Origin of the sequence: Winogradskyella helgolandensis (assembly GCF_013404085.1) — a bacterium.
Taxonomy (GTDB): Bacteria; Bacteroidota; Bacteroidia; order Flavobacteriales; family Flavobacteriaceae; genus Winogradskyella; species Winogradskyella helgolandensis.
In genome coordinates this window covers 3,322,926-3,341,876 of record NZ_JABFHO010000001.1, presented here as the reverse complement: position 1 = coordinate 3,341,876, position 18,951 = coordinate 3,322,926, and the positions used below count along the sequence as shown (strand labels likewise).

The window sequence follows — 18,951 nt, the reverse complement described above, 5'->3', positions numbered from 1 at the left end:
TGCAAATGACCCTTTCTATTTGGAGATTTAGTCACCTTATGTTGGCTTTGGTGTCTTCTCTTTTTATTGTTTTAGCTTCCGTAACTGGTACTATTTTGGCTTTCGAGCCTATTTCTAATCAGTTGGAATCTTATCAAATTAATGAGGACACAACTTTAGCCACAACGATAGAAAGTTTAACTAATAGTTATGACGAAATTATTACCATCTCAACGGATGAAAATGATTTTGTCATAGCGTCGGTTATTACAAAGGAAGGTGATAGTGAAACCTTTTACATCAACCCAGAAACAGGGGAGAAGTTAGGTGAGCTTATTGAAAAATCAACACTTTTTAAGTTTACCACTAATTTACACCGTTCTTTATTTCTAAAATCTACAGGACGTTTTATTGTAGGTTTGGTATCCTTCTTTTTAATCTTAATGGCTATTACAGGTTTGGTATTAATAGCCAAAAGACAAGGCGGAATTCGTCGGTTTTTCTCTAAAATAGTTAACGAGAATTTTGAACAATATTATCATGTAGAATTAGGACGTTGGTTTCTAATTCCTGTGATCATTGTAGCCTTAACAGGTGTTTATTTATCATTAGAAAAGTTTTCCCTTTTACCAGAATCAAATATTACGCATACTTACCCTAAAGATGTATCTGAGGATATTGATAAAATACCATTTTCAGATTTCGAAGTTTTTAAGTCTACACTAATTTCTGAAGTTAAAAATTTAGAATTTCCTTTTTCTGATGATGTAGAAGATTACTTTTTTATCACATTAAAAGATAGAGAACTTTTAGTCAATCAGTTTTCTGGCGAAATTGTAAGCGAACAAACGTATCCTTTGGTTCATATGTTATCGCAATGGAGTTTGTTTCTGCATACAGGCCAAGGCACTATTTTATGGTCTATTGTTTTAGCATTGGTTGGTGTTGTCTTGTTATTCTTTATTTATTCTGGTTTTGCTATGACTTTAAAACGTCAGAAATCGAAAGTGAAAATTAAGAATAAATTTAAAAAAGAAGACGCAGAATATATTGTTCTAGTAGGTTCAGAAACAGGAAGTACATTTCGTTTTGCAACCTTATTTCACAAAGCTTTATTAGCGGGAGGAAAGAAAGCTTATATCACCGAATTAAATCAATATACAACATATCATAAAGCAAAAGAACTCATCATTTTTACAGCAACTTACGGAGAAGGAGATGCACCAATTAATGCGACTAAATTTGAAAAGTTATTGGGAACAATTGAAAATTCTAAGCTAAATTATTCAGTAGTAGGTTTTGGTTCTTTATTATATCCTGAATATTGCAAATACGCAGAAGAAGTAGATAATTTACTAAATGCACATTCAAATTTTAATCGAAAATTAGAATTAATAAAAATCAATAATCAATCTTTTGAAGCCTTTAAAAATTGGATTTTAAAATGGAATACCGTTTCTAATCAAAATCTAATTATCACACAACCGACAGAAAAATTAAATTCAAAATATACACGGACGTTTAAAGTGGTAAAACGAACGGAGTTAAATATAGATGATACTTTCTTGTTGCAGTTAAGGCCATTAAAGAAGATTAAATTTCAGTCGGGTGATTTACTAGCATTTAAGCCTAATGAAGATGAAGCTGCCAGAGAATATTCAATTGCCAAAGTAGAAGGAGATATTCTTTTGAGTATTAAAAAACATGACAAAGGACTGTGTTCTACCTATTTCAGCACACTAAATACCGCTGATACTATTACAGCAACGATAAGTGAAAATAAAGAATTTCATTTACCTACTAAAACAAAAGATGTCATTTTAATAGCCAACGGAACTGGTATTGCACCATTTCTTGGGATGATTCACGACAATAAAAAACAGAAAAATATACACTTGTTTTGGGGAGGACGAACCAAGACATCTTTAGAGTTGTATGCTGGTTTATTAGAAGAAGCAAAAAAGCAAGATAAACTATACCAATTGCAAACAGCATTTTCTCAAGAACAAGCAGAGAAAATTTACGTCCAAGATCTTTTACTTCAAAATGAAGAATTTATTGCAAAACATTTTCAGCAAAATGGAGTAGTCATGATTTGTGGGGCTATAGCCATGCAGAGTCGTGTTTTAGAAGTCTTAAATAATATTACCACAGAACAACTCAACAAACCATTAAGTGCGTTTGAAAGTAACGGGCAAATTAAAATGGATTGTTATTAAAAAAGAGAACTTATGTGTCATAATATAAAAGTTTTATCAAAAGTTAGTAATGGTGAATTGTCTATATGTAAAGGCTGTAATATTTATCATTTAGAGTTTAATAATATCTACTTTGAATTCACAGAAGAACAATACCATCGATTTAAAACTTATTTATTAGCGATAGAAGAAGATTATTGGGAAGAGATGTATGCTGATGCAAAAGTGAAACGAAAAATTCCTATTCCATCTATTCAAGAGAATTTGGTTTTAATGTTTAATAAGCAAGAAATACTAGAACTTAAAGCACTTTTTTGTCTTAGAGGTAATGTTTATGAAAATGAAATAACCTTAATTGATATTGATTATACTTTTATTTTGAACTAATAAGGTGTCAATTTTCATGCTAACTACAAGAGAATTTGTGCTTAACAATAAAATAATCTTCAAAACCTCATATAAGCGTACTTGGTTGATATTAAATCCTTACCTTTGTGCGCAATTATATCTTAATTGCCATGACAGCACACGAAAATAAAATTGTTGGAGAAGGTCTTACTTACGATGACGTACTCTTAGTTCCAGCATTCTCAGAAATACTTCCTAGAGAAGTTAGTATCAAAACAAAATTCACACGAAACATTACCATTAACATTCCTGTTATTTCAGCAGCAATGGATACGGTTACGGAAAGTAAAATGGCGATTGCCATGGCGCAAGAAGGTGGAATAGGAGTGTTACATAAAAACATGACTATTGCACAGCAAGCCGATAAGGTAAGGCGTGTAAAACGTGCAGAAAGCGGAATGATTATAGATCCTGTTACCTTACCAATGACGGCAACTGTTTTTGATGCAAAATCAAATATGGCAGAACATAGCATTGGAGGAATTCCTATTGTAGATGAAGAAGGAAAATTAAAAGGAATTGTTACTAATAGAGATTTACGTTTTGAACACGAAGGAACAAAACCAATTATTGAAGTAATGACCAAAGAAAATTTGGTAACTGCTGCTGTTGGTACGTCTTTAAAAGATGCAGAACAAATCTTACAACAAAACAAGATTGAAAAATTATTGATTGTTGATGATAATTTTAATCTAAAAGGACTTATTACTTTTAGAGATATTACTAAAGTCACTCAAAAACCAAATGCGAATAAAGATTCTTTTGGTAGATTAAGAGTTGCTGCAGCTATTGGTGTTACAGCAGATGCTGTAGAACGCGCTTCAGCTTTGGTAGCTGCAGGTGTAGATGCTGTAATTATAGATACGGCTCATGGACACACTAAAGGTGTGGTGATGGTATTGAAAGACATAAAAAAGAAATTCCCAAAGCTCGATGTTATTGTTGGAAATATAGCAACAGGTGCTGCTGCTAAATATTTAGTAGAAGCTGGAGCAGATGCTGTAAAAGTAGGAATTGGACCAGGTTCAATATGTACAACTAGAGTAGTGGCAGGTGTTGGTTTTCCTCAGTTTTCGGCGGTGTTAGAAGTTGCTGCAGCGATTAAAGGTTCTGGTGTTCCTGTCATTGCAGATGGAGGTATTCGTTATACAGGTGATATTCCTAAAGCGATTGCAGCTGGTGCAGATACGGTAATGCTAGGTTCGCTTTTAGCAGGAACAAAAGAAAGTCCTGGTGATACGATTATCTACGAAGGAAGAAAATTCAAATCTTACAGAGGGATGGGTTCTGTTGAAGCCATGAAACAAGGAAGTAAGGATCGTTATTTTCAAGATGTTGAAGATGATATTAAAAAATTAGTACCTGAGGGAATTGTTGGTCGTGTGCCATATAAAGGTGAATTGGTTGAAAGTATTCATCAATTTATTGGAGGCCTTAGAGCAGGAATGGGGTATTGTGGTGCTAAAGATATCGAGACGTTGAAAGAAACGGGACGCTTTGTGAAAATCACAAGTTCAGGGATTAATGAAAGTCACCCTCATGATGTAACGATTACTAATGAGTCGCCTAATTATTCAAGATAACTAAATTCCTGCGAAAGCAGAAATCTATATAAAAAACAAAAACAGCATCTTTTAAGATGCTGTTTTTTTGTTACTATAATAATCTAGGGGTTGTTTTAAATTTCTTTTTATCAGAAATTATTCTAGTCCTTTTTTTTCAGGGTTCCAGAAAGGTTTTGTTTTTATTCGTTTGGTGTCCCAATGCAATTCTTTCCTGAAAAAATGATTTAAAGCGATACATGTTCTGCTATCGCCAGCAATATAAGCTATCATTTTGCCCTTTAAAGTAGGAATAATTTCTTTTAATTGAACAATGATTTCATGGTATGGAAATTCAGGTAATTCATAAAAGTTAAAAGGAAAGCGTCCATCAATATCAGAAAAGAAATCGCTTTTATCAGAATTATAGATGACACTAACTATTTGCTTATCCTTGCCAATATTTCGGTTAATCATGTATAAATGAGAAAGGGCAGAAAGGTCTCCTATCATAATATAGCTATCGGCTGAATCATCTGCAGTAAAATTACCTTTCTTCCATTTGTAATGAACGATATCGCCTTCTTTACAATCTTTTGTCCATTGCGAGCCTACACCATTACTATGAGTAGCAATTGCTAAATCTAATGTGCCTTTTTCTTTATCAATATCCCAAATGCTATAGCTTCTTATTTTGTCTTTCATTGACAGTTCTTCTTTGCCAATACCTACAGCCATTCTTAAGAACGCACCAGGTGTAAACGTTGCTTTACGAATGCTGTCTCCTTGAAGACGAATTCTAAAAGCGCTCTTAGAAAGTGTAACCTTTTCTATAATAGTAGCTTCCTCTAAGACTACCGTTTTTAATATATTTTCTAAAATGCTCAATGGTCTTAAATTTAGTTTTGAACGTGTTTTTGATGGTAAGTTTCTATTAGTTTTAATGCCGGTTTATGTGCTCTACCAGTAGCTTTTTCATAATCAGAAGGCACATCATTGGCACCATTTTTAATGCCTTCGTAAATTCCGGCTATGATTGTACCTAGAAAATCACCTAGTTCTGCTATTCTATCCGCTTTATAAGCTTCTACAGAAACAGCATTATAAACTAATTTTGTGTCGTAAACCTGATTAATAAAGTCTGCAAGTTGCTTTTGCGTAATCGCTTCACCTACTAAATTATAGATGTTACCATTATGTTTTTCTTCTAATAACATTTTAGCATAGGCAAATCCCAATTCTTCACGACTCGTATAAGTACATTTTCCTTGATCTGCAGAATTTCTTATCTCACCTTCTTTTATATAGGTATCTAAATATTCTAAATCGGGTTCAATATAAATACCATTTCTACCAATAACCCAATGTAAACCGGAATTACGGATGTCTTCTTCCGTTTGACGATTACTTTGCACCACAGGACTAAAAGCATTGTTTTCTTCAGCACCCACAATACTCGTATAGACTATTTTTTGAACGCCGTTTTGTTTGGCTGCTTCAATGACATTTCGGTGTTGTTGTATTCTTTTCTTTGGATCATCCATACCAGAAACTAATAATACAGTGTCTACTCCTTTTAAAGCGGCATTGAAATCTTCACGACTGTTGTAATCTCCTTTTCTGACTTCTACGCCTAAGTGTTCTGCTTTTTCTGTGGTTCTTGCTATGGCTATAACATTTTCTTTTTTAGTGGCTTTTAAAAGCGCTTTTACAATGGCAGATCCTAAATGTCCGCTTGCTGATGTTACTGCAATTTTCATAATTAATGTTTTATGAATGTTTCGATTTTAAAGCCTCTAACTCTTTTTCAAGTTGTTCTACTTTTGTTTTAAACTTTTCAAGCGCTTTCTTCATTTGGCCAACATTTTTTAAAGCCTCTTCATCTTGTACTGCTTGATAGGTGGTTTCTCCTTCTTTTTCTTTTATTTTAGAATAACTGCCACATGTAGGGCATTTTGCAATGTCGCTCATAATATTTATTTATTACAAAGTTCTGAAAAGTACTAAAGTGGCAAAAGGTAAATGATCTGTTAAAAATGGTAAATATGAAACCTAAATCTAAAGTGTAGATTTAAATTTCTTAGGCGAGAGACCTGTATGTTTTTTGAAAAACTTGGTGAAATTAGTGACTTCATCAAAACCATTTTGATAAGCGACTTCTTTAAGACTTATAGTACTACTAAAGATTACACGCTTAATTTCTAAGATGACGTAGTTGTCAATAAAATGCTTTGCTGTATTTAATGTGGTTGCTCTAACTATGGTGTTGAGATGTTTTGTAGATATATTTAGTAGTTGAGCGTAATCTTTGACGTTCCGTGTTTTTATATAATGTTCTTCTACCAAATTCTTGAAATTGATAAAAACACTTTGGTGTGTTTTATTGAACGTTTCATCTGAGACTTTATGAGCTTCACGCTCTAATTTTAATAAAAATAGCTCTAATATTTTAGCAATTATTTCCTTTTGGGCGTAAGTGTATTTGCTTTGAATTTCTTCAGTTATCCGTGCTAAAAAAAAGTCGGTTAAAGTGCTGTTTTCAACTAATGGATCTGAGATATGATAGTTGTATAAATGCGAAATAAATTCGACCGAAGATTTTGAGAAATATTTTAAAATAAAATCCTCTGTAAATACCACTAGATACCCATCGTATTGAAAATGATCTTGAAAAGCATGAACCTGACCTTTCGCAATTTTAAGTACAGAGCCTTTTTGGATGTTGTAAGTCTTTAAATCGATTTGATGTTCACCTTTGCCTTCTGTGACAATCAATAAGGCAAAAAAGGAAATTCGGTGTGGCTGATATGGATTGTGATTAGGATCTTTTTTAATTCTTGAGAATAATTCGTCTAATGAAATACATTCAATATCTGTAGCTCCTTCGCTACTTTTAAAAGCTACATTTGGGAAATGATTCAATGATGACTTGATTTATAATTTTTGAATAAAAATAACAATAAATACTGAATGTATTAGGAATTGAAAATTAGGGAATTTTGTTCTTAGTCTCAATATATTTATACCTTTAAAGCTAGTTGTAGGTAATATCGCTTAACCAACAAACTTAATTACTAATCATTAAACAACGGAAAAACTATACCTCTTTTAAAGAAGCTTATATGCAAGAGAGCCATAATATTTGCACCGATTTTTATAGATGATTTAGCCGAGGCAATTGTTGCACATTGTAGTTATACAAATATAAATGGAGTAGATTTAACTTATGCCAAAAATTTGGGTTTGGGAGGACTCAAAGGCAATGAAGTATTTACAGACGCAAATAATCTTACAGAAACAGAACAATTAGAAGCACAAACTTTATTAGCTTATGAAAAATTTAATGACACTAGTAATGCAAAAGGAAAAAAAACTTGCAATTAAAAGTATCTGTATTTTACTTTTACTTTACTTTCCGACAATATCATCACAACAAGATGATGTAAGCAGTATTATTGAGCAATCTATAGAAAAATTTAAGTATAAAAAAGACTCAATGGTATGCTCAATGAAAAGTATAGATATTACGAATATGAAATCAGAATTAAAACATTACTATGATTTTAGGACTAAAAATAGACCGTTTTATACATTTTTCGCTATTGATAGCATTACAGGCGAAGATTATATAGATAGTATTCCGAGTGAAAATTCAATTAAATATTGGAAAAAAAAGTACGGAGCTTTAGATAGTTTATTTACCGCAAAAGAAGTAAACCATATAATAGATGTAGAACTTTCAGAAAGTAAAGATTATGTTTTTAATAGTAAACAGCAAAGTATGGTATGGTGTAAAGATTGCGAATGTACAAACAGAATATCTAAACCATTTTTTAATACGAATAGAGATGTAGTGCTAGTATTGCATAGAATAAATAATAGTTATATTTCAAATCATAAGATTGCTTATATCTATCGAAAATCAGATGGAGAATGGCTTTTGTACAGCACAATAAACACTTTTGGAAGTGGATTATAAAAAATACTGACTACAGCAATATATAAGAAATAGCAGTTAAGAGCTAAACCAAAGGTTTGGTTCTTAACTGCTATCTTTGTTTACAATCTGAAAAATAATTACATTTTACCTGCTACTTTTCATATACGGAGACGTTGAAAAATAAAAACAGCATCAAAATGATGCTGTTTTTTTATAATTGTTATTTTAAGGAACCTTAAGCCTTACTAGCTTTTACAGGACATCCTATAGCTTTTGTGAAATTAGGACTTGGTTTTTCACCTTTTTCTAAAGCCTCAATAGCATCTTTAACGTAGTTTACTTTGACGTCTTCTGGTGATTTTGAATTGTCATCAATAGTACCAATGTACTGTACTTTACGATCTGCATCTAATAAGAAAACGTGAGGTGTTCTTACAGCACCATATTGTGGATATATTTTTTGCCCTTCATCAACTAAGTAAGGAAATGTAAATCCTTTGTCTTCTGAACGTTTTTGCATTGCTGCGTAACCTTCTTTTTCATTAGTTGGACTGTTAGGATTAATAGCGATAACAGGATAACCTTTAGGTGCATATTCGTTATTTAATGCAATTAAACGGTCTTCATATAACACTGAAAATGGACACTCATTACAGGTAAAGGTTACTATATAACCTTTTGCATTTTCAATACTAGCTAACGATACCATAGAACCATCAACATTTTTTAAATTAAAATCAGTTGCAACATCACCAATCGCGTAGCCACCAATTTCTTCTAATGTTCTAGTTTGTTCTGGTAGACCTCCTTTTGGTGGTCCTTTGCGGTCACCTCCATGTGGTGGTCCTTTTCTATCACCATCATGAGGAGGACGTTCACCTTTATGTTTTTGGTTTTCAGCAGTAGCATCTCCTGTTTTATTTTCTTCATTTTTACAAGATACAAGTACACTTGCAGATAAACCAATAATGGCTATTAGGACACTGATTCTTTTCATGATTTTTTAATTAAGTTTTTTTATTTGGTTTTCTAAGTCTTCTAAATTTTCAAACGAGCGTTCATAAAATAAACGTTCGTTTTTGTTAAACATAATTGTAAATGGGATTGCACCAGACCAGTTAGGATCTATTTTATCTATCCACGCGTTAGCATCTGCATCATCCAATAGTACAACTTTTTGGGTTATGTTTTTTTCCTTTAAAAAAGGCTTAAGCTTTGTTTCAATATCTTTTGGGAAATCTAAGCTTACTAAAATGACTTCGACTTGGGGATTTTGAGCAGCGAATTGCTCAATGTATGGTAGCTCTTTGACACAAGGTGCACACCACATTGCCCAAAAATTAATGAGATAGGTTTTATCAGATTCCGTGTAAATTAAGGGTTCAAATTGATTAAAATTGTAAACAGGAATGTCTTGATTCACATTCTTCTTCTCCTCAGATGTAACGGTTTTTTCTGTGCTAGTATTATTGCAACTTGTTAAAGTAATAAGCGCAAAAATGATACACAGTGTTGATTTGAGTAGATTTATTATGTTTGTGTTCAAAATAATGGTTTGTATTAGCTTTAGTTAGACTAAAGGATGTACTAAAGGTTTAATTAGATTTTGTTTTTTCTAATTAGACCAAACCGCATAACCTTCGCGTCGCAATTCTAAGGTAATTTGTGATTCTGCTTTTAATGCTTCGGCTCTTGTAAAAAAAGGATCGATATGATTAAAAAGACTTGGGCGTAAATAGGTGCCATATTTCTCAACAATATTTGAAGATATTTTATGACCCTTTTTGTTACGATGTCCTGTTTTGTGTTGGAGAAAACGTTCTTTTGGAGTTTTACTTGTCATGCCAACATACAAACATTCTAAAACACCATTAAATTGTGGATTTGCATTTCTAAACTTCGCGTTTTCGGTATAAACGCGTTTAGAAAGTTCTATGACGTATATAGTATATAAGGTTTTTGACATTTAAGCTAAGCATTCTAGAAAACCCTTATGAGTATTATTTTAAACTAGCATCTATTAAAAATAATACGAGTTAAAGCTCAATTTTATTTTTCAAAATCGCTTTGAGATAAATTATTATTAAATTTTATATTCGTCCAACTCACCTTTATCCATGGTAAATCACTCTCTTCAGCAGACCAGTTAGAACGTTTGTACTGACGCTTTGTAGGAATTAATAAATCATCAATTTTTTCGTACTGAAGTTTCATAAGAGATGGGTTGTCCATTTTTCCAAAATCGGCAACTGTAAATAAAAACTGATCGACTAAGTTGGTTTCTTTATTGATATATAATTGATAAATGTCTGTAGGTTTATCATCTTTACTTGTAAAACTTACTTTTACAACATTATAGATTTTATTATCAATGGTTTTCTCTTCAATAAATTCATAATTTAAACCTGGATCTAACATTTTTTGAAACATTGTAAACCAATAGAAGTTTGTAGGTCTATTAAAAGCGGCTCTTTTTATATAGGCTTCATTGTCTGAAAAAGTGCCTTCGTGCTTTAACCAATACGTTTTACCATCGTAACCTTGTTCAATTAATCCTGTTAAATTTGCTAATGTTCTCTCATGTTTGCTATATGCACCATAAGATAATTCACCATCAAAAATATATTTCTCTGTAGAAGTATCTGTTTTCCCATCTGGAGTTTGGTAGGTGTAGGTATAAATAACATCTTTCTTTTTACTTAATTGATCATAGTTTCCAACTTTTTGAACCATATTATATACAATCTCATGACCTTTGTTTTGAAATACTTGTGCTATTTCTGTAGTAGATTTAGACTCCTTTTCTTTTACAAGTTTCGGATTGTCATTTTTACAAGACACTACTAAACTTGTCAATAGGATACTGAATATAATAGGAAACTTCATTTTTTGTAATTTAGATTTAGTTGATAATACGATAGAATTTGGTGTTAACTTAATAAGAAACCTTTCAGTTCATTGTAAGAATTTATTTTTATAGATACACCTTCATTATCCATTACAGCTTCTATTTGAGAAGGTAAAGCCACGCTTTCTTTAATAACGTCTTCCACAACATCTAAAAACTTTGTTGGATGGGCTGTTTCCATAAATACCACATGAGCATCATTTTCTTTTAAGTAGTCTTTGGCACCTAAATACCCAACAGCTCCATGAGGATCTGCAACATAACTATAGTCATTATACAATTCTAAAAGGGCAGCTTTTGTTTCTTCGTCTGTATAACTATATGAAGATAAATTTGCTTTTAAAGCGTCAAAATCATTGTTATGTAATTCCTGAATTCTTATAAAATTACTTGGATTCCCAACATCCATAGCGTTACTAATAGTTTGTACTGACGGTTTTGGGTTGTAGGTTTGAGAAATCATATAATTCACAACGGTATCGTTGGCATTATTTGCTGCAATGAAATGCTTAATTGGTAAGCCTAATTTTTGAGCAACCATACCGGCACAAATATTACCAAAATTACCGCTAGGAACAGAAAAAGCAATGTCTTTATGTTTCGATTTTAATTGCTTGTAAGCAAACATATAATAAAAGAGTTGCGGTAGCCAACGTGCAATATTTATTGAATTTGCAGACGTTAATTGCATTTTATCCGTTAGCTCTTTATCCATAAAAGCCTGCTTTACCATATCTTGACAATCATCAAAAACGCCATCGACTTCTAAAGCGGTAATGTTTTGTCCAAGTGTCGTTAATTGCTTTTCTTGTATGTCACTCACTTTTCCACTAGGATAAAGAATAACAACATCTACTCCTTTAACACCTAAAAAACCATTAGCAACAGCTCCTCCTGTATCACCAGAAGTGGCTACTAAGACGGTAACATCATTAGTATTGGTTTTGTTAAAATAGCCTAAACATCGCGCCATAAAACGTGCTCCAACATCTTTAAATGCCATGGTTGGTCCATGAAACAATTCAAGCGTTGAAATATTTTCATTGATTTCAACTACCGGAAAATCGAAGTTTAGCGTTTCTTCAACAATAGTTTTTAAAATGTCTTCTGGAATTTCAGGAAGGATGAATTGTTTAATGGCTTCAAAAGCAATTTCTGCATTAGATTTATCTTCAATGGTTTCAAAAAATGAAGGATCTAATGGTGTTATTGATTCAGGAAAATATAAACCTTTATCTGGTGCAAGTCCTCTGACTACTGCGTCAGCGAAGGTTGTGTTTGGTGCTTTTTTATTTAGAGAATAGTAATTCATAATATTTTTATTCTAAATTAATATAAGCTTCAATTAAGTAGACTGTTTAGAGAAAATTCTTTGTGAATCTTCGTGCCTTCTCTGTAAAGCTTTGTGTTATAATTTTAGTATTAAGTCTTCTGTCATTTTATTACAAAACCCGAATCCCTTCAACATTAATTTTAGAAACATAAGTTTCAAACAGTATACTTGTAGTTGAATATACGTTTCGTATTGCTTTTTCGACATCTTTTGCTGTTGCTTCACTTTTACTCAACATAAAAATAGAAGGTCCTGAGCCAGAAATAGCACAACCCAAAGCTCCAGCTTCTAATGCTGCTTTTTTAACGTCATCAAAATGCGGAATCAACTGTTTTCGGTACGGTTCAATTACCACATCAATTAATGACTTTTTTATTAAATCGTAATCCGAAGTATGAAGTGCATGAACCAAACTGCCCACATTTGCCCATTGGGCAATAGCATTGCTTAACGGAATTTCTTTGGGTAAAATAGCTCTAGATTCAGACGTTTTAATTTCAATCTGCGGATGAATTAATGTAGCGAATACATCTGGTGGAGTAGGTAACTCTAAAATTTGCAAAGGACAGGCACTTTTAACCAATGTAAATCCACCAAAAATAGCTGGAGCTAAATTATCTGCGTGTTCACATTTACTAGCTAAGGCTTCGCCTTTCATGGCAAAATTGGTTAATTCTGTTTTGTTTAATGGATAACCCAATAAGGCATTCATCCCAAAAACACTTCCAGCTGCACTAGCAGAGCTACTCCCAATACCACTTCCTGGTTTAATCTTTTTATAGATTTCTATTTCAAAACCACAATCGGGTTTTAAAGCGTTATACATCGCTAAAGCCGAAACTCCGGCTACATTATTTTCAGCTTCAAACGGTAAGTCGTAACCTTCAATTTTTGTAATTCTAATACCTTTTTCTTCTGTTTTTCTGATGACCATTTCGTCTCCAATAGTATCTAAACAAAAGCCAAGTACATCAAATCCACAAGCTACATTAGCTACTGTTGCTGGCGAAAATATTTTGATTTCGTTACTCATATCTAATTATTAGCAATTCTTATGATATCGGCAAATAAACCTGAAGCCGTAACATCAGCACCAGCACCAGCACCTTTAATTATTAAAGGTTGTTCTGGGTAACGCTGCGTGTAAAACATGACGATATTATCTTTTCCTTTAAGGTTATAAAATGGATGACCTTCAGGTATTTCTTGAAGTCCAACTTTTGCCTTTCCATCATTAAATTCTGCAACAAATTTTAGTTGGCAGTTATTATCTTGTGCAGACTTGAATAATCCTTGATAGTAGTCTTCATCTTCAATTAAAGTTTTGAAAAAGTCATCAACCGTATCTGAATTAGAGGCATTTTCAGTTAAGAAACTGTCACTTTCTAGCTGCGATAATTCAATAGCATGACCACTTTCTCGTGCTAAGATTAAAATCTTACGAGCCACATCAATACCGCTTAAATCTATTCTAGGATCTGGTTCTGTGTAGCCTTCTTCTTGTGCTTGTTTTACAACATCGTAAAAGGTGGTTTCAGTATTAAAATTATTGAATATAAAATTAAGACTACCTGACAAAACGGCTTGGATAGTGTTTACTTTATCTCCTGAAGCTATTAAATTACTTAGCGTATCTAAGACAGGTAAACCTGCACCAACATTGGTTTCAAACAAAAATGAGGTATTGTATTGCCTTGATAATGCTTTTAATTCTGTGTAATATTCAATATTTCCTGAACAGGCAATTTTGTTACAAGCTACAACGGAAATACTTTGTTTTAAATAGTCACTATAAATATTAGAAACGGCTTCGTTAGCTGTGATATCTACAAAAACAGAGTTTCTTAAATTTAAGCTTTTTGCATGTTCAAAAAAGCCATCTAAACTTGACTTTTCTCCATTTTCAAGTTCTTGTTTCCAATTTTTTAAATTGATGCCTTCGTCATTAACAATCATGGTTCTAGAATTAGATAAACCAGCAATTCTTAAGCTTATTTTGAAGTTCTCTTTCAAATATGCTTTTTGTTGCTTTATCTGTTCTATTAGTCGCTCGCCAACATTACCAACACCAGTTATGAAGAGGTTGATTTGTTTAGTCTTGATTTCAAAAAACTGCTCATGTAAACTATTTAATGCTTTTTTTACATCGTTTTTATGAATAACAGCAGAAATATTACGTTCCGAAGCACCTTGAGCAATAGCTCTAATATTCACATTGTTTTTACCAAGGGTACTAAACATCTTCCCACTTATACCTTGATGATTTTTCATTTTATCACCAATGACTGCGATAATAGATAAGTTAGTCTCTAGAACAATCGGATCAATTTTCTGAAGTGAAATTTCATATTCAAAAACAGCATCAATCGCTATTTTTGCGCGTTGTGCATCGCTATCTGAAATTCCGAAACAAATAGTATGCTCTGAAGATGATTGTGTAATTAAAATGATATTAATTTTTTCTTGAGCTAGGGTTTCAAATAAACGCTTACTAAAACCAGGAACTCCAACCATACCGTTACCTTGTAAAGTGAGTAACGCTACTTTATCAATATTACTAATACCTTTTACAGGAGAATTTCCGTTAGGTGTTATATTTTGAGTAATGGTAGTACCAATAGCTTCAGGATCTAATGTGTTTTTAATCACAATTGGAATCTTCTTTTTAAGCACAGGCATTACTGTTGGTGGATATAAAACTTTAGCGCCAAAATGCGATAATTCAACAGCTTCTTGATATGATAACTCTACAATAGGAGAGGCTTGTTTTACTAATTTTGGGTTGGTTGTAAACATGCCACTAACATCTGTCCATATTTGTAATTCATCGGCATCCATTGCAGCTGCGATAATGGCAGCGGTATAATCTGAACCACCACGACCAAGCGTTGTAATTTCATCATTTATAGATTTTGAAACAAAACCTGGAAACAATACAATAGCACTGTCATTAGAATTAAAAAACGATTGAATATTAGTGTTTGTAATATCAAAATTTACCGTAGCATTATTAAAGTTTGAATCTGTAACAATTAAATCTTGCGAGTTCTTTAAAGCCGCATCTATTGTTCTAGATTTTAATGTGTGATAAATAAGGGTAGATGATAAGTCTTCTCCAAAACTTAATAATTTATCTTTTGTTTTAGGCGATAATTCATTAATTAGATAAATACCATCTAATAGACTTTTTAAGTCATTTAACTTTTCGGTCATTAAATCATACAAATCATCCTGTTGTTTTTGCAGTGATTTATCGTTATCAGGATTTAAAAATAAACCTTCAATAATAGAATTATGTATAGACCAAATGGTATCATATTTCTGTTTATAATCTAAATCTTTACTGCAAGCCAAGTTTCCTGCTTCTAATAGTTTATCTGTAATACCACCAACTGCAGACACTACAACAGCAATATTAGTTGTTTGAGATTGTTGGTTTAAAATAGAAATGACTTTATTTATGTTTTCGGCTGAACCTACTGATGTTCCTCCAAATTTGAGAACTTTCATATAAAATATATTTTAAGAGAATAAAAATGTCTGTGTAGACAATAAGGGACGGAGATCATATTATAAATTACCCCAAAGGGTAATACGTGTTGAAATAAAAAACATAGACATACACATAGACTGTGAAATGGAAATCGTTGATATGTTAATTTTTTTGTTCATTACATTTCAAATGTATTATTTTTATAACAATAAAAAAACAATTCGTTTCTTTTTAGGGATTTGTTAAAAATAGCGCTTCTTATTATTAAAAATGAAACAAAACTTGTCATTTACAAAATCTTTTAAAACAATATGAGAGGCATTCATAATAAAAAGTTCTAAGTTGAAGGAGCGTCAAATTATGAGTATAAAAATTCTCTTTACTAAACAATAGATAACATTACATGAAATTATTTTCAAAAGAACAAATTTACGAAGGTGATAAGTTAACTACAGAACGCCAGAATATTTCCTCTACAGACTTAATGGAACGTGCGGGAACACAAATTTTTAATTGGATGCATACTCGCATGCAAGGGGCACAAGTACCAATTCACGTGTTTTGTGGTATCGGTAATAATGGTGGTGACGGACTTGTTTTAGCAAGGCATTTAATTACGCATGGCTATAATGTGGTTACCTATATTGTGAATTGTAGTGATAAGCGTTCTAAAGATTTTTTAATCAATTACGATCGTATTAAAAATGTGACTAAAAAATGGCCAACGATGTTGAGCTGTAAGGAAGATTTTACAGAGATTGAAATTGGTGTAGATGACATTATTGTAGATGCTATTTTTGGCATTGGCTTAAATAGACCTCCAAATGATTGGGTAAAAGCTTTATTCCAAAAATTTAAAGCTTCCAAAGCGTTTACGTTGTCTATTGATATGCCTTCTGGTTTATATACAGATAAAGCTGTAGAGGATGAAGATGCTGTCATATATGCAGGTTATACTTTGAGTTTTCAATCTCCGAAGTTGGCATTCTTTTTACCCGAAACTGAAAAATATACAATACAGTGGGAAGTTTTGGATATTGGAATAGATCGTGATTATTTAATGCAAACTGAAACAGAAGTTGAATTGATTTCTAAACTTGAAGTATTACCAATTTATAAACCTCGAAAAAAGTTTGCGCATAAAGGTGATTTTGGGCATGTAATGATTTTAGGCGGAAGTTATGGAAAAATAGGTGCTGTTAATTTGGCAAGTAGAGCGGCTTTAAGTGCTGGTGCAGGATTGGTTACTGCGTATATCCCTAAATGCGGTTATCACAGTTTACAAACCGCTATACCAGAAGTTATGGTGATTACAGATGATAATGAAACTCATATTTCAAATATTAATTTCGAATTAAAACCAACTGTAATTGGAGTTGGAGTAGGACTTGGTACTTCTGAAGAAACAGCAAAAACATTTGAGGCCTTTCTAAAGAAAAATAAAGTGCCTTTAGTTATTGATGCAGATGGTTTAAATATAATATCTCAACATAAAACGCTTTTAAAATTACTACCTAAGCAAACAGTATTAACACCTCATCCTAAGGAATTAGAGCGTTTAATAGGGAAGTGGTCTAGCGATTTTGAAAAATTGGAAAAAGTAAAAGCGTTTACTAATAAATATGATTTAATCGTTTTAATAAAAGGAGCGCATTCAATCACTGTGAATAAAAATAAGCTTTACATAAATACCACCGGAAATCCAGGTATGGCAACAGGGGGAAGTGGTGATGTGTTAACAGGGGTAATTTCTGGTTTAATAGCTCAAGGTTATACACCGTTTGCAGCTACTATTTTTGGAGTTTATTTACATGGTAAATCTGCCGATATTTCTATAGAAGATTATGGTTATCAAAGTTTAATTGCGAGTCATATAATTGAAACTTTAGGAGAGGCTTATCTCGATTTATTCAAACAACCAGAGCAACCAAAAGAAGAAAAGCAACAAAATCAATAATAAAAAAAGCCTGTTTAAATTTATTAAACAGGCTTTTTAATACAATGTATTTTAAAATTAGATATTCAACTCGTTGAATAAATCTATTAAAACAGTATTTGATGGTCTTGGAGCATCTGCACTCACAATATTTCCATTAGGATCTATTAATATGAATCTTGGAATTCCACTAACTTTATAATCTTGTATAAACTGAGACATAAAACCATTATCAGCAATTAACTGGATACCACCTAATTCCTTTTCACTTACCATTTTTCTCCATCCTTTATAAGCTTCAGCAGGATCTCCTTTATAACCTCGACCTTCATCAACAGAAATACTTACAAATTCAATATTTTTTCCTTCATATTGCTTTTCAATTTTTTTAAGCGAAGGTATTTCCTTAATACAAGGACCACACCAAGTTGCCCATAAATCTATGTATACATATTTACCTTTTAAATCAGAAAGTGATATTTTTCCACCAGCATAATTTTCGTAGTTCTCAAAAATAGGAGATGGAGACCCTTTTGGGAAGGCATTAAGTCTAGCTTGCTTACTTTCCATAAATTTAGAAAGTTGTTCTACAGTCATATTGATGTTATTGTCCATAATAGCAACATGAGTAGAATCTACATCAGCATATTTAATTTTTAAATCTTCGTAGGAAGACTTATAACCTTTAATAGCCTCTTCTACTTGACTCATATCACCTGTAGCAACAAGATCTTCGGTAAAGTGATTTTTAGAAATTAAAAATGATTGAACAGTAAAATTGTTTAAATCAGAATCATCACCTTCAAAAACAACAGAATCTATAAAGGCATTATAATCAGTTTCAAAAGAAGAGACATTATCATTTTTTAAGTAAATTTGACCATATTCTTTTCCGTGTTGAAAGTTGTAATCTCCAGCTTCAACTTTTAGTGTGTCACTAAATGTACCATCATCATTTAAGGTAATTATTTTTTCGTAAGCTCCTGGCTTAAATATTTTTAGTGTTTTACTTTCATCAGGGTTTGCAATTTTTCCAGAAAGTGTAACATAATCTTTAGGTTCTCCTTTACATGCAAATAAAGTAGCTGCAACGCAAAGTAATAATAATCGTTTCATAACTCGTTTTTTTGTTTGATAGCAAAAATAAACATTATTGGTAAGGCCTATTTTAAAATTATTATAAAATTTGATTTAATTTTTTTAAAACAAAAAGCC

The 18,951-nt window shown here is 32.1% G+C and carries 18 protein-coding genes; 6 read left to right on the top strand and 12 right to left on the bottom strand.

Annotated elements, in window-relative coordinates; translation table 11 throughout:
* Positions 1-5: 5 nt before the first annotated feature.
* The 3 genes from HM992_RS14090 (at position 6) to guaB (ending at position 4,168) form a co-directional block, all read left to right on the top strand.
* Positions 6-2,198 (top strand): PepSY domain-containing protein, encoded by a 2,193-nt coding sequence (locus tag HM992_RS14090; protein ID WP_179320125.1) that lies wholly within the window; start codon positions 6-8, stop codon positions 2,196-2,198.
* 12 nt (positions 2,199-2,210) lie between these two features.
* Positions 2,211-2,564, top strand: coding sequence for a DUF6686 family protein (locus HM992_RS14085; RefSeq protein ID WP_179320124.1), 354 nt, complete (start codon positions 2,211-2,213; stop codon positions 2,562-2,564).
* A gap of 131 nt (positions 2,565-2,695) precedes the next feature.
* Positions 2,696-4,168 (top strand): IMP dehydrogenase, encoded by a 1,473-nt coding sequence (gene guaB, locus HM992_RS14080; RefSeq protein WP_179321095.1) that lies wholly within the window; start codon positions 2,696-2,698, stop codon positions 4,166-4,168.
* 117 nt (positions 4,169-4,285) lie between these two features.
* Here guaB and HM992_RS14075 read toward each other — a convergent pair whose 3' ends face one another.
* The 4 genes from HM992_RS14075 to HM992_RS14060 all read right to left on the bottom strand — a co-directional run bounded on the left by HM992_RS14075 (position 4,286) and on the right by HM992_RS14060 (position 7,048).
* Positions 4,286-5,014: a siderophore-interacting protein gene (locus HM992_RS14075; protein ID WP_179320123.1), complete on the bottom strand. Its 729-nt coding sequence runs from the start codon at positions 5,012-5,014 to the stop codon at positions 4,286-4,288.
* 11 nt (positions 5,015-5,025) lie between these two features.
* Positions 5,026-5,886 (bottom strand): SDR family oxidoreductase, encoded by an 861-nt coding sequence (locus HM992_RS14070; RefSeq protein ID WP_179320122.1) that lies wholly within the window; start codon positions 5,884-5,886, stop codon positions 5,026-5,028.
* Positions 5,887-5,896: 10 nt separating this feature from the next.
* On the bottom strand, positions 5,897-6,097 hold the full coding sequence (locus HM992_RS14065) for a hypothetical protein (RefSeq protein WP_179320121.1): 201 nt from the start codon (positions 6,095-6,097) through the stop codon (positions 5,897-5,899).
* Between the two features lie 87 nt (positions 6,098-6,184).
* The gene (locus tag HM992_RS14060; RefSeq protein ID WP_179320120.1) at positions 6,185-7,048 is read right to left on the bottom strand and encodes a helix-turn-helix domain-containing protein; all 864 of its coding nucleotides are present in this window, start codon (positions 7,046-7,048) and stop codon (positions 6,185-6,187) included.
* Positions 7,049-7,369: 321 nt separating this feature from the next.
* Between HM992_RS14060 and HM992_RS14055 the strand changes: the two genes are divergently transcribed.
* On the top strand, positions 7,370-7,510 hold the full coding sequence (locus HM992_RS14055; protein WP_179320119.1) for a hypothetical protein: 141 nt from the start codon (positions 7,370-7,372) through the stop codon (positions 7,508-7,510).
* Entirely contained in the window at positions 7,482-8,105 is a 624-nt protein-coding gene (locus HM992_RS14050; protein ID WP_179320118.1) for a hypothetical protein, read from the top strand. Before HM992_RS14055 ends, HM992_RS14050 begins: the two co-directional genes overlap by 29 nt.
* A gap of 196 nt (positions 8,106-8,301) precedes the next feature.
* Here HM992_RS14050 and HM992_RS14045 read toward each other — a convergent pair whose 3' ends face one another.
* The 7 genes from HM992_RS14045 to thrA all read right to left on the bottom strand — a co-directional run bounded on the left by HM992_RS14045 (position 8,302) and on the right by thrA (position 15,817).
* A complete protein-coding gene (locus HM992_RS14045) occupies positions 8,302-9,063 on the bottom strand; it encodes a thioredoxin family protein (RefSeq protein ID WP_179320117.1) in 762 nt (253 codons plus the stop codon).
* A gap of 6 nt (positions 9,064-9,069) precedes the next feature.
* A complete protein-coding gene (locus tag HM992_RS14040; protein ID WP_229720500.1) occupies positions 9,070-9,612 on the bottom strand; it encodes a TlpA family protein disulfide reductase in 543 nt (180 codons plus the stop codon).
* Positions 9,613-9,681: 69 nt separating this feature from the next.
* Positions 9,682-10,032, bottom strand: a complete 351-nt coding sequence (locus HM992_RS14035; protein WP_179320116.1) for a GIY-YIG nuclease family protein — start codon at positions 10,030-10,032, stop codon at positions 9,682-9,684.
* An 83-nt stretch (positions 10,033-10,115) separates the two neighbouring features.
* Positions 10,116-10,952 carry a DUF6503 family protein gene (locus HM992_RS14030; protein WP_179320115.1) on the bottom strand — a complete coding sequence of 279 codons (837 nt, stop codon included), beginning with the start codon at positions 10,950-10,952 and terminating at the stop codon, positions 10,116-10,118.
* A 44-nt stretch (positions 10,953-10,996) separates the two neighbouring features.
* Positions 10,997-12,286 (bottom strand): threonine synthase, encoded by a 1,290-nt coding sequence (gene thrC, locus HM992_RS14025; RefSeq protein WP_179320114.1) that lies wholly within the window; start codon positions 12,284-12,286, stop codon positions 10,997-10,999.
* Between the two features lie 130 nt (positions 12,287-12,416).
* Complete coding sequence (locus tag HM992_RS14020; protein WP_179320113.1) at positions 12,417-13,340, bottom strand: homoserine kinase; 924 nt, start codon at positions 13,338-13,340, stop codon at positions 12,417-12,419.
* A 2-nt stretch (positions 13,341-13,342) separates the two neighbouring features.
* Positions 13,343-15,817: a bifunctional aspartate kinase/homoserine dehydrogenase I gene (gene thrA / locus HM992_RS14015; RefSeq protein WP_179320112.1), complete on the bottom strand. Its 2,475-nt coding sequence runs from the start codon at positions 15,815-15,817 to the stop codon at positions 13,343-13,345.
* 386 nt (positions 15,818-16,203) lie between these two features.
* Between thrA and HM992_RS14010 the strand changes: the two genes are divergently transcribed.
* Entirely contained in the window at positions 16,204-17,757 is a 1,554-nt protein-coding gene (locus HM992_RS14010) for an NAD(P)H-hydrate dehydratase (RefSeq protein WP_179320111.1), read from the top strand.
* Positions 17,758-17,814: 57 nt separating this feature from the next.
* Here HM992_RS14010 and HM992_RS14005 read toward each other — a convergent pair whose 3' ends face one another.
* The gene (locus HM992_RS14005) at positions 17,815-18,852 is read right to left on the bottom strand and encodes a TlpA disulfide reductase family protein (RefSeq protein ID WP_179320110.1); all 1,038 of its coding nucleotides are present in this window, start codon (positions 18,850-18,852) and stop codon (positions 17,815-17,817) included.
* Positions 18,853-18,951 lie beyond the last annotated feature (99 nt).

Excerpts from the sequence above, each read along its gene's own strand:
- HM992_RS14090 (WP_179320125.1), top strand. The coding sequence starts at position 6 with ATGACCCTTTCTATTTGGAGATTTAGTCACCTTATGTTGGCTTTGGTG.
- HM992_RS14065 (WP_179320121.1), bottom strand. The coding sequence starts at position 6,097 with ATGAGCGACATTGCAAAATGCCCTACATGTGGCAGTTATTCTAAAATA.
- HM992_RS14035 (WP_179320116.1), bottom strand. The coding sequence starts at position 10,032 with ATGTCAAAAACCTTATATACTATATACGTCATAGAACTTTCTAAACGC.
- thrA (WP_179320112.1), bottom strand. The coding sequence starts at position 15,817 with ATGAAAGTTCTCAAATTTGGAGGAACATCAGTAGGTTCAGCCGAAAAC.
- HM992_RS14020 (WP_179320113.1), bottom strand. The coding sequence starts at position 13,340 with ATGAGTAACGAAATCAAAATATTTTCGCCAGCAACAGTAGCTAATGTA.
- thrC (WP_179320114.1), bottom strand. The coding sequence starts at position 12,286 with ATGAATTACTATTCTCTAAATAAAAAAGCACCAAACACAACCTTCGCT.
- HM992_RS14010 (WP_179320111.1), top strand. The coding sequence starts at position 16,204 with ATGAAATTATTTTCAAAAGAACAAATTTACGAAGGTGATAAGTTAACT.
- HM992_RS14005 (WP_179320110.1), bottom strand. The coding sequence starts at position 18,852 with ATGAAACGATTATTATTACTTTGCGTTGCAGCTACTTTATTTGCATGT.
- HM992_RS14050 (WP_179320118.1), top strand. The coding sequence starts at position 7,482 with ATGCAAAAGGAAAAAAAACTTGCAATTAAAAGTATCTGTATTTTACTT.
- guaB (WP_179321095.1), top strand. The coding sequence starts at position 2,696 with ATGACAGCACACGAAAATAAAATTGTTGGAGAAGGTCTTACTTACGAT.
- HM992_RS14045 (WP_179320117.1), bottom strand. The coding sequence starts at position 9,063 with ATGAAAAGAATCAGTGTCCTAATAGCCATTATTGGTTTATCTGCAAGT.
- HM992_RS14030 (WP_179320115.1), bottom strand. The coding sequence starts at position 10,952 with ATGAAGTTTCCTATTATATTCAGTATCCTATTGACAAGTTTAGTAGTG.
- HM992_RS14085 (WP_179320124.1), top strand. The coding sequence starts at position 2,211 with ATGTGTCATAATATAAAAGTTTTATCAAAAGTTAGTAATGGTGAATTG.
- HM992_RS14070 (WP_179320122.1), bottom strand. The coding sequence starts at position 5,886 with ATGAAAATTGCAGTAACATCAGCAAGCGGACATTTAGGATCTGCCATT.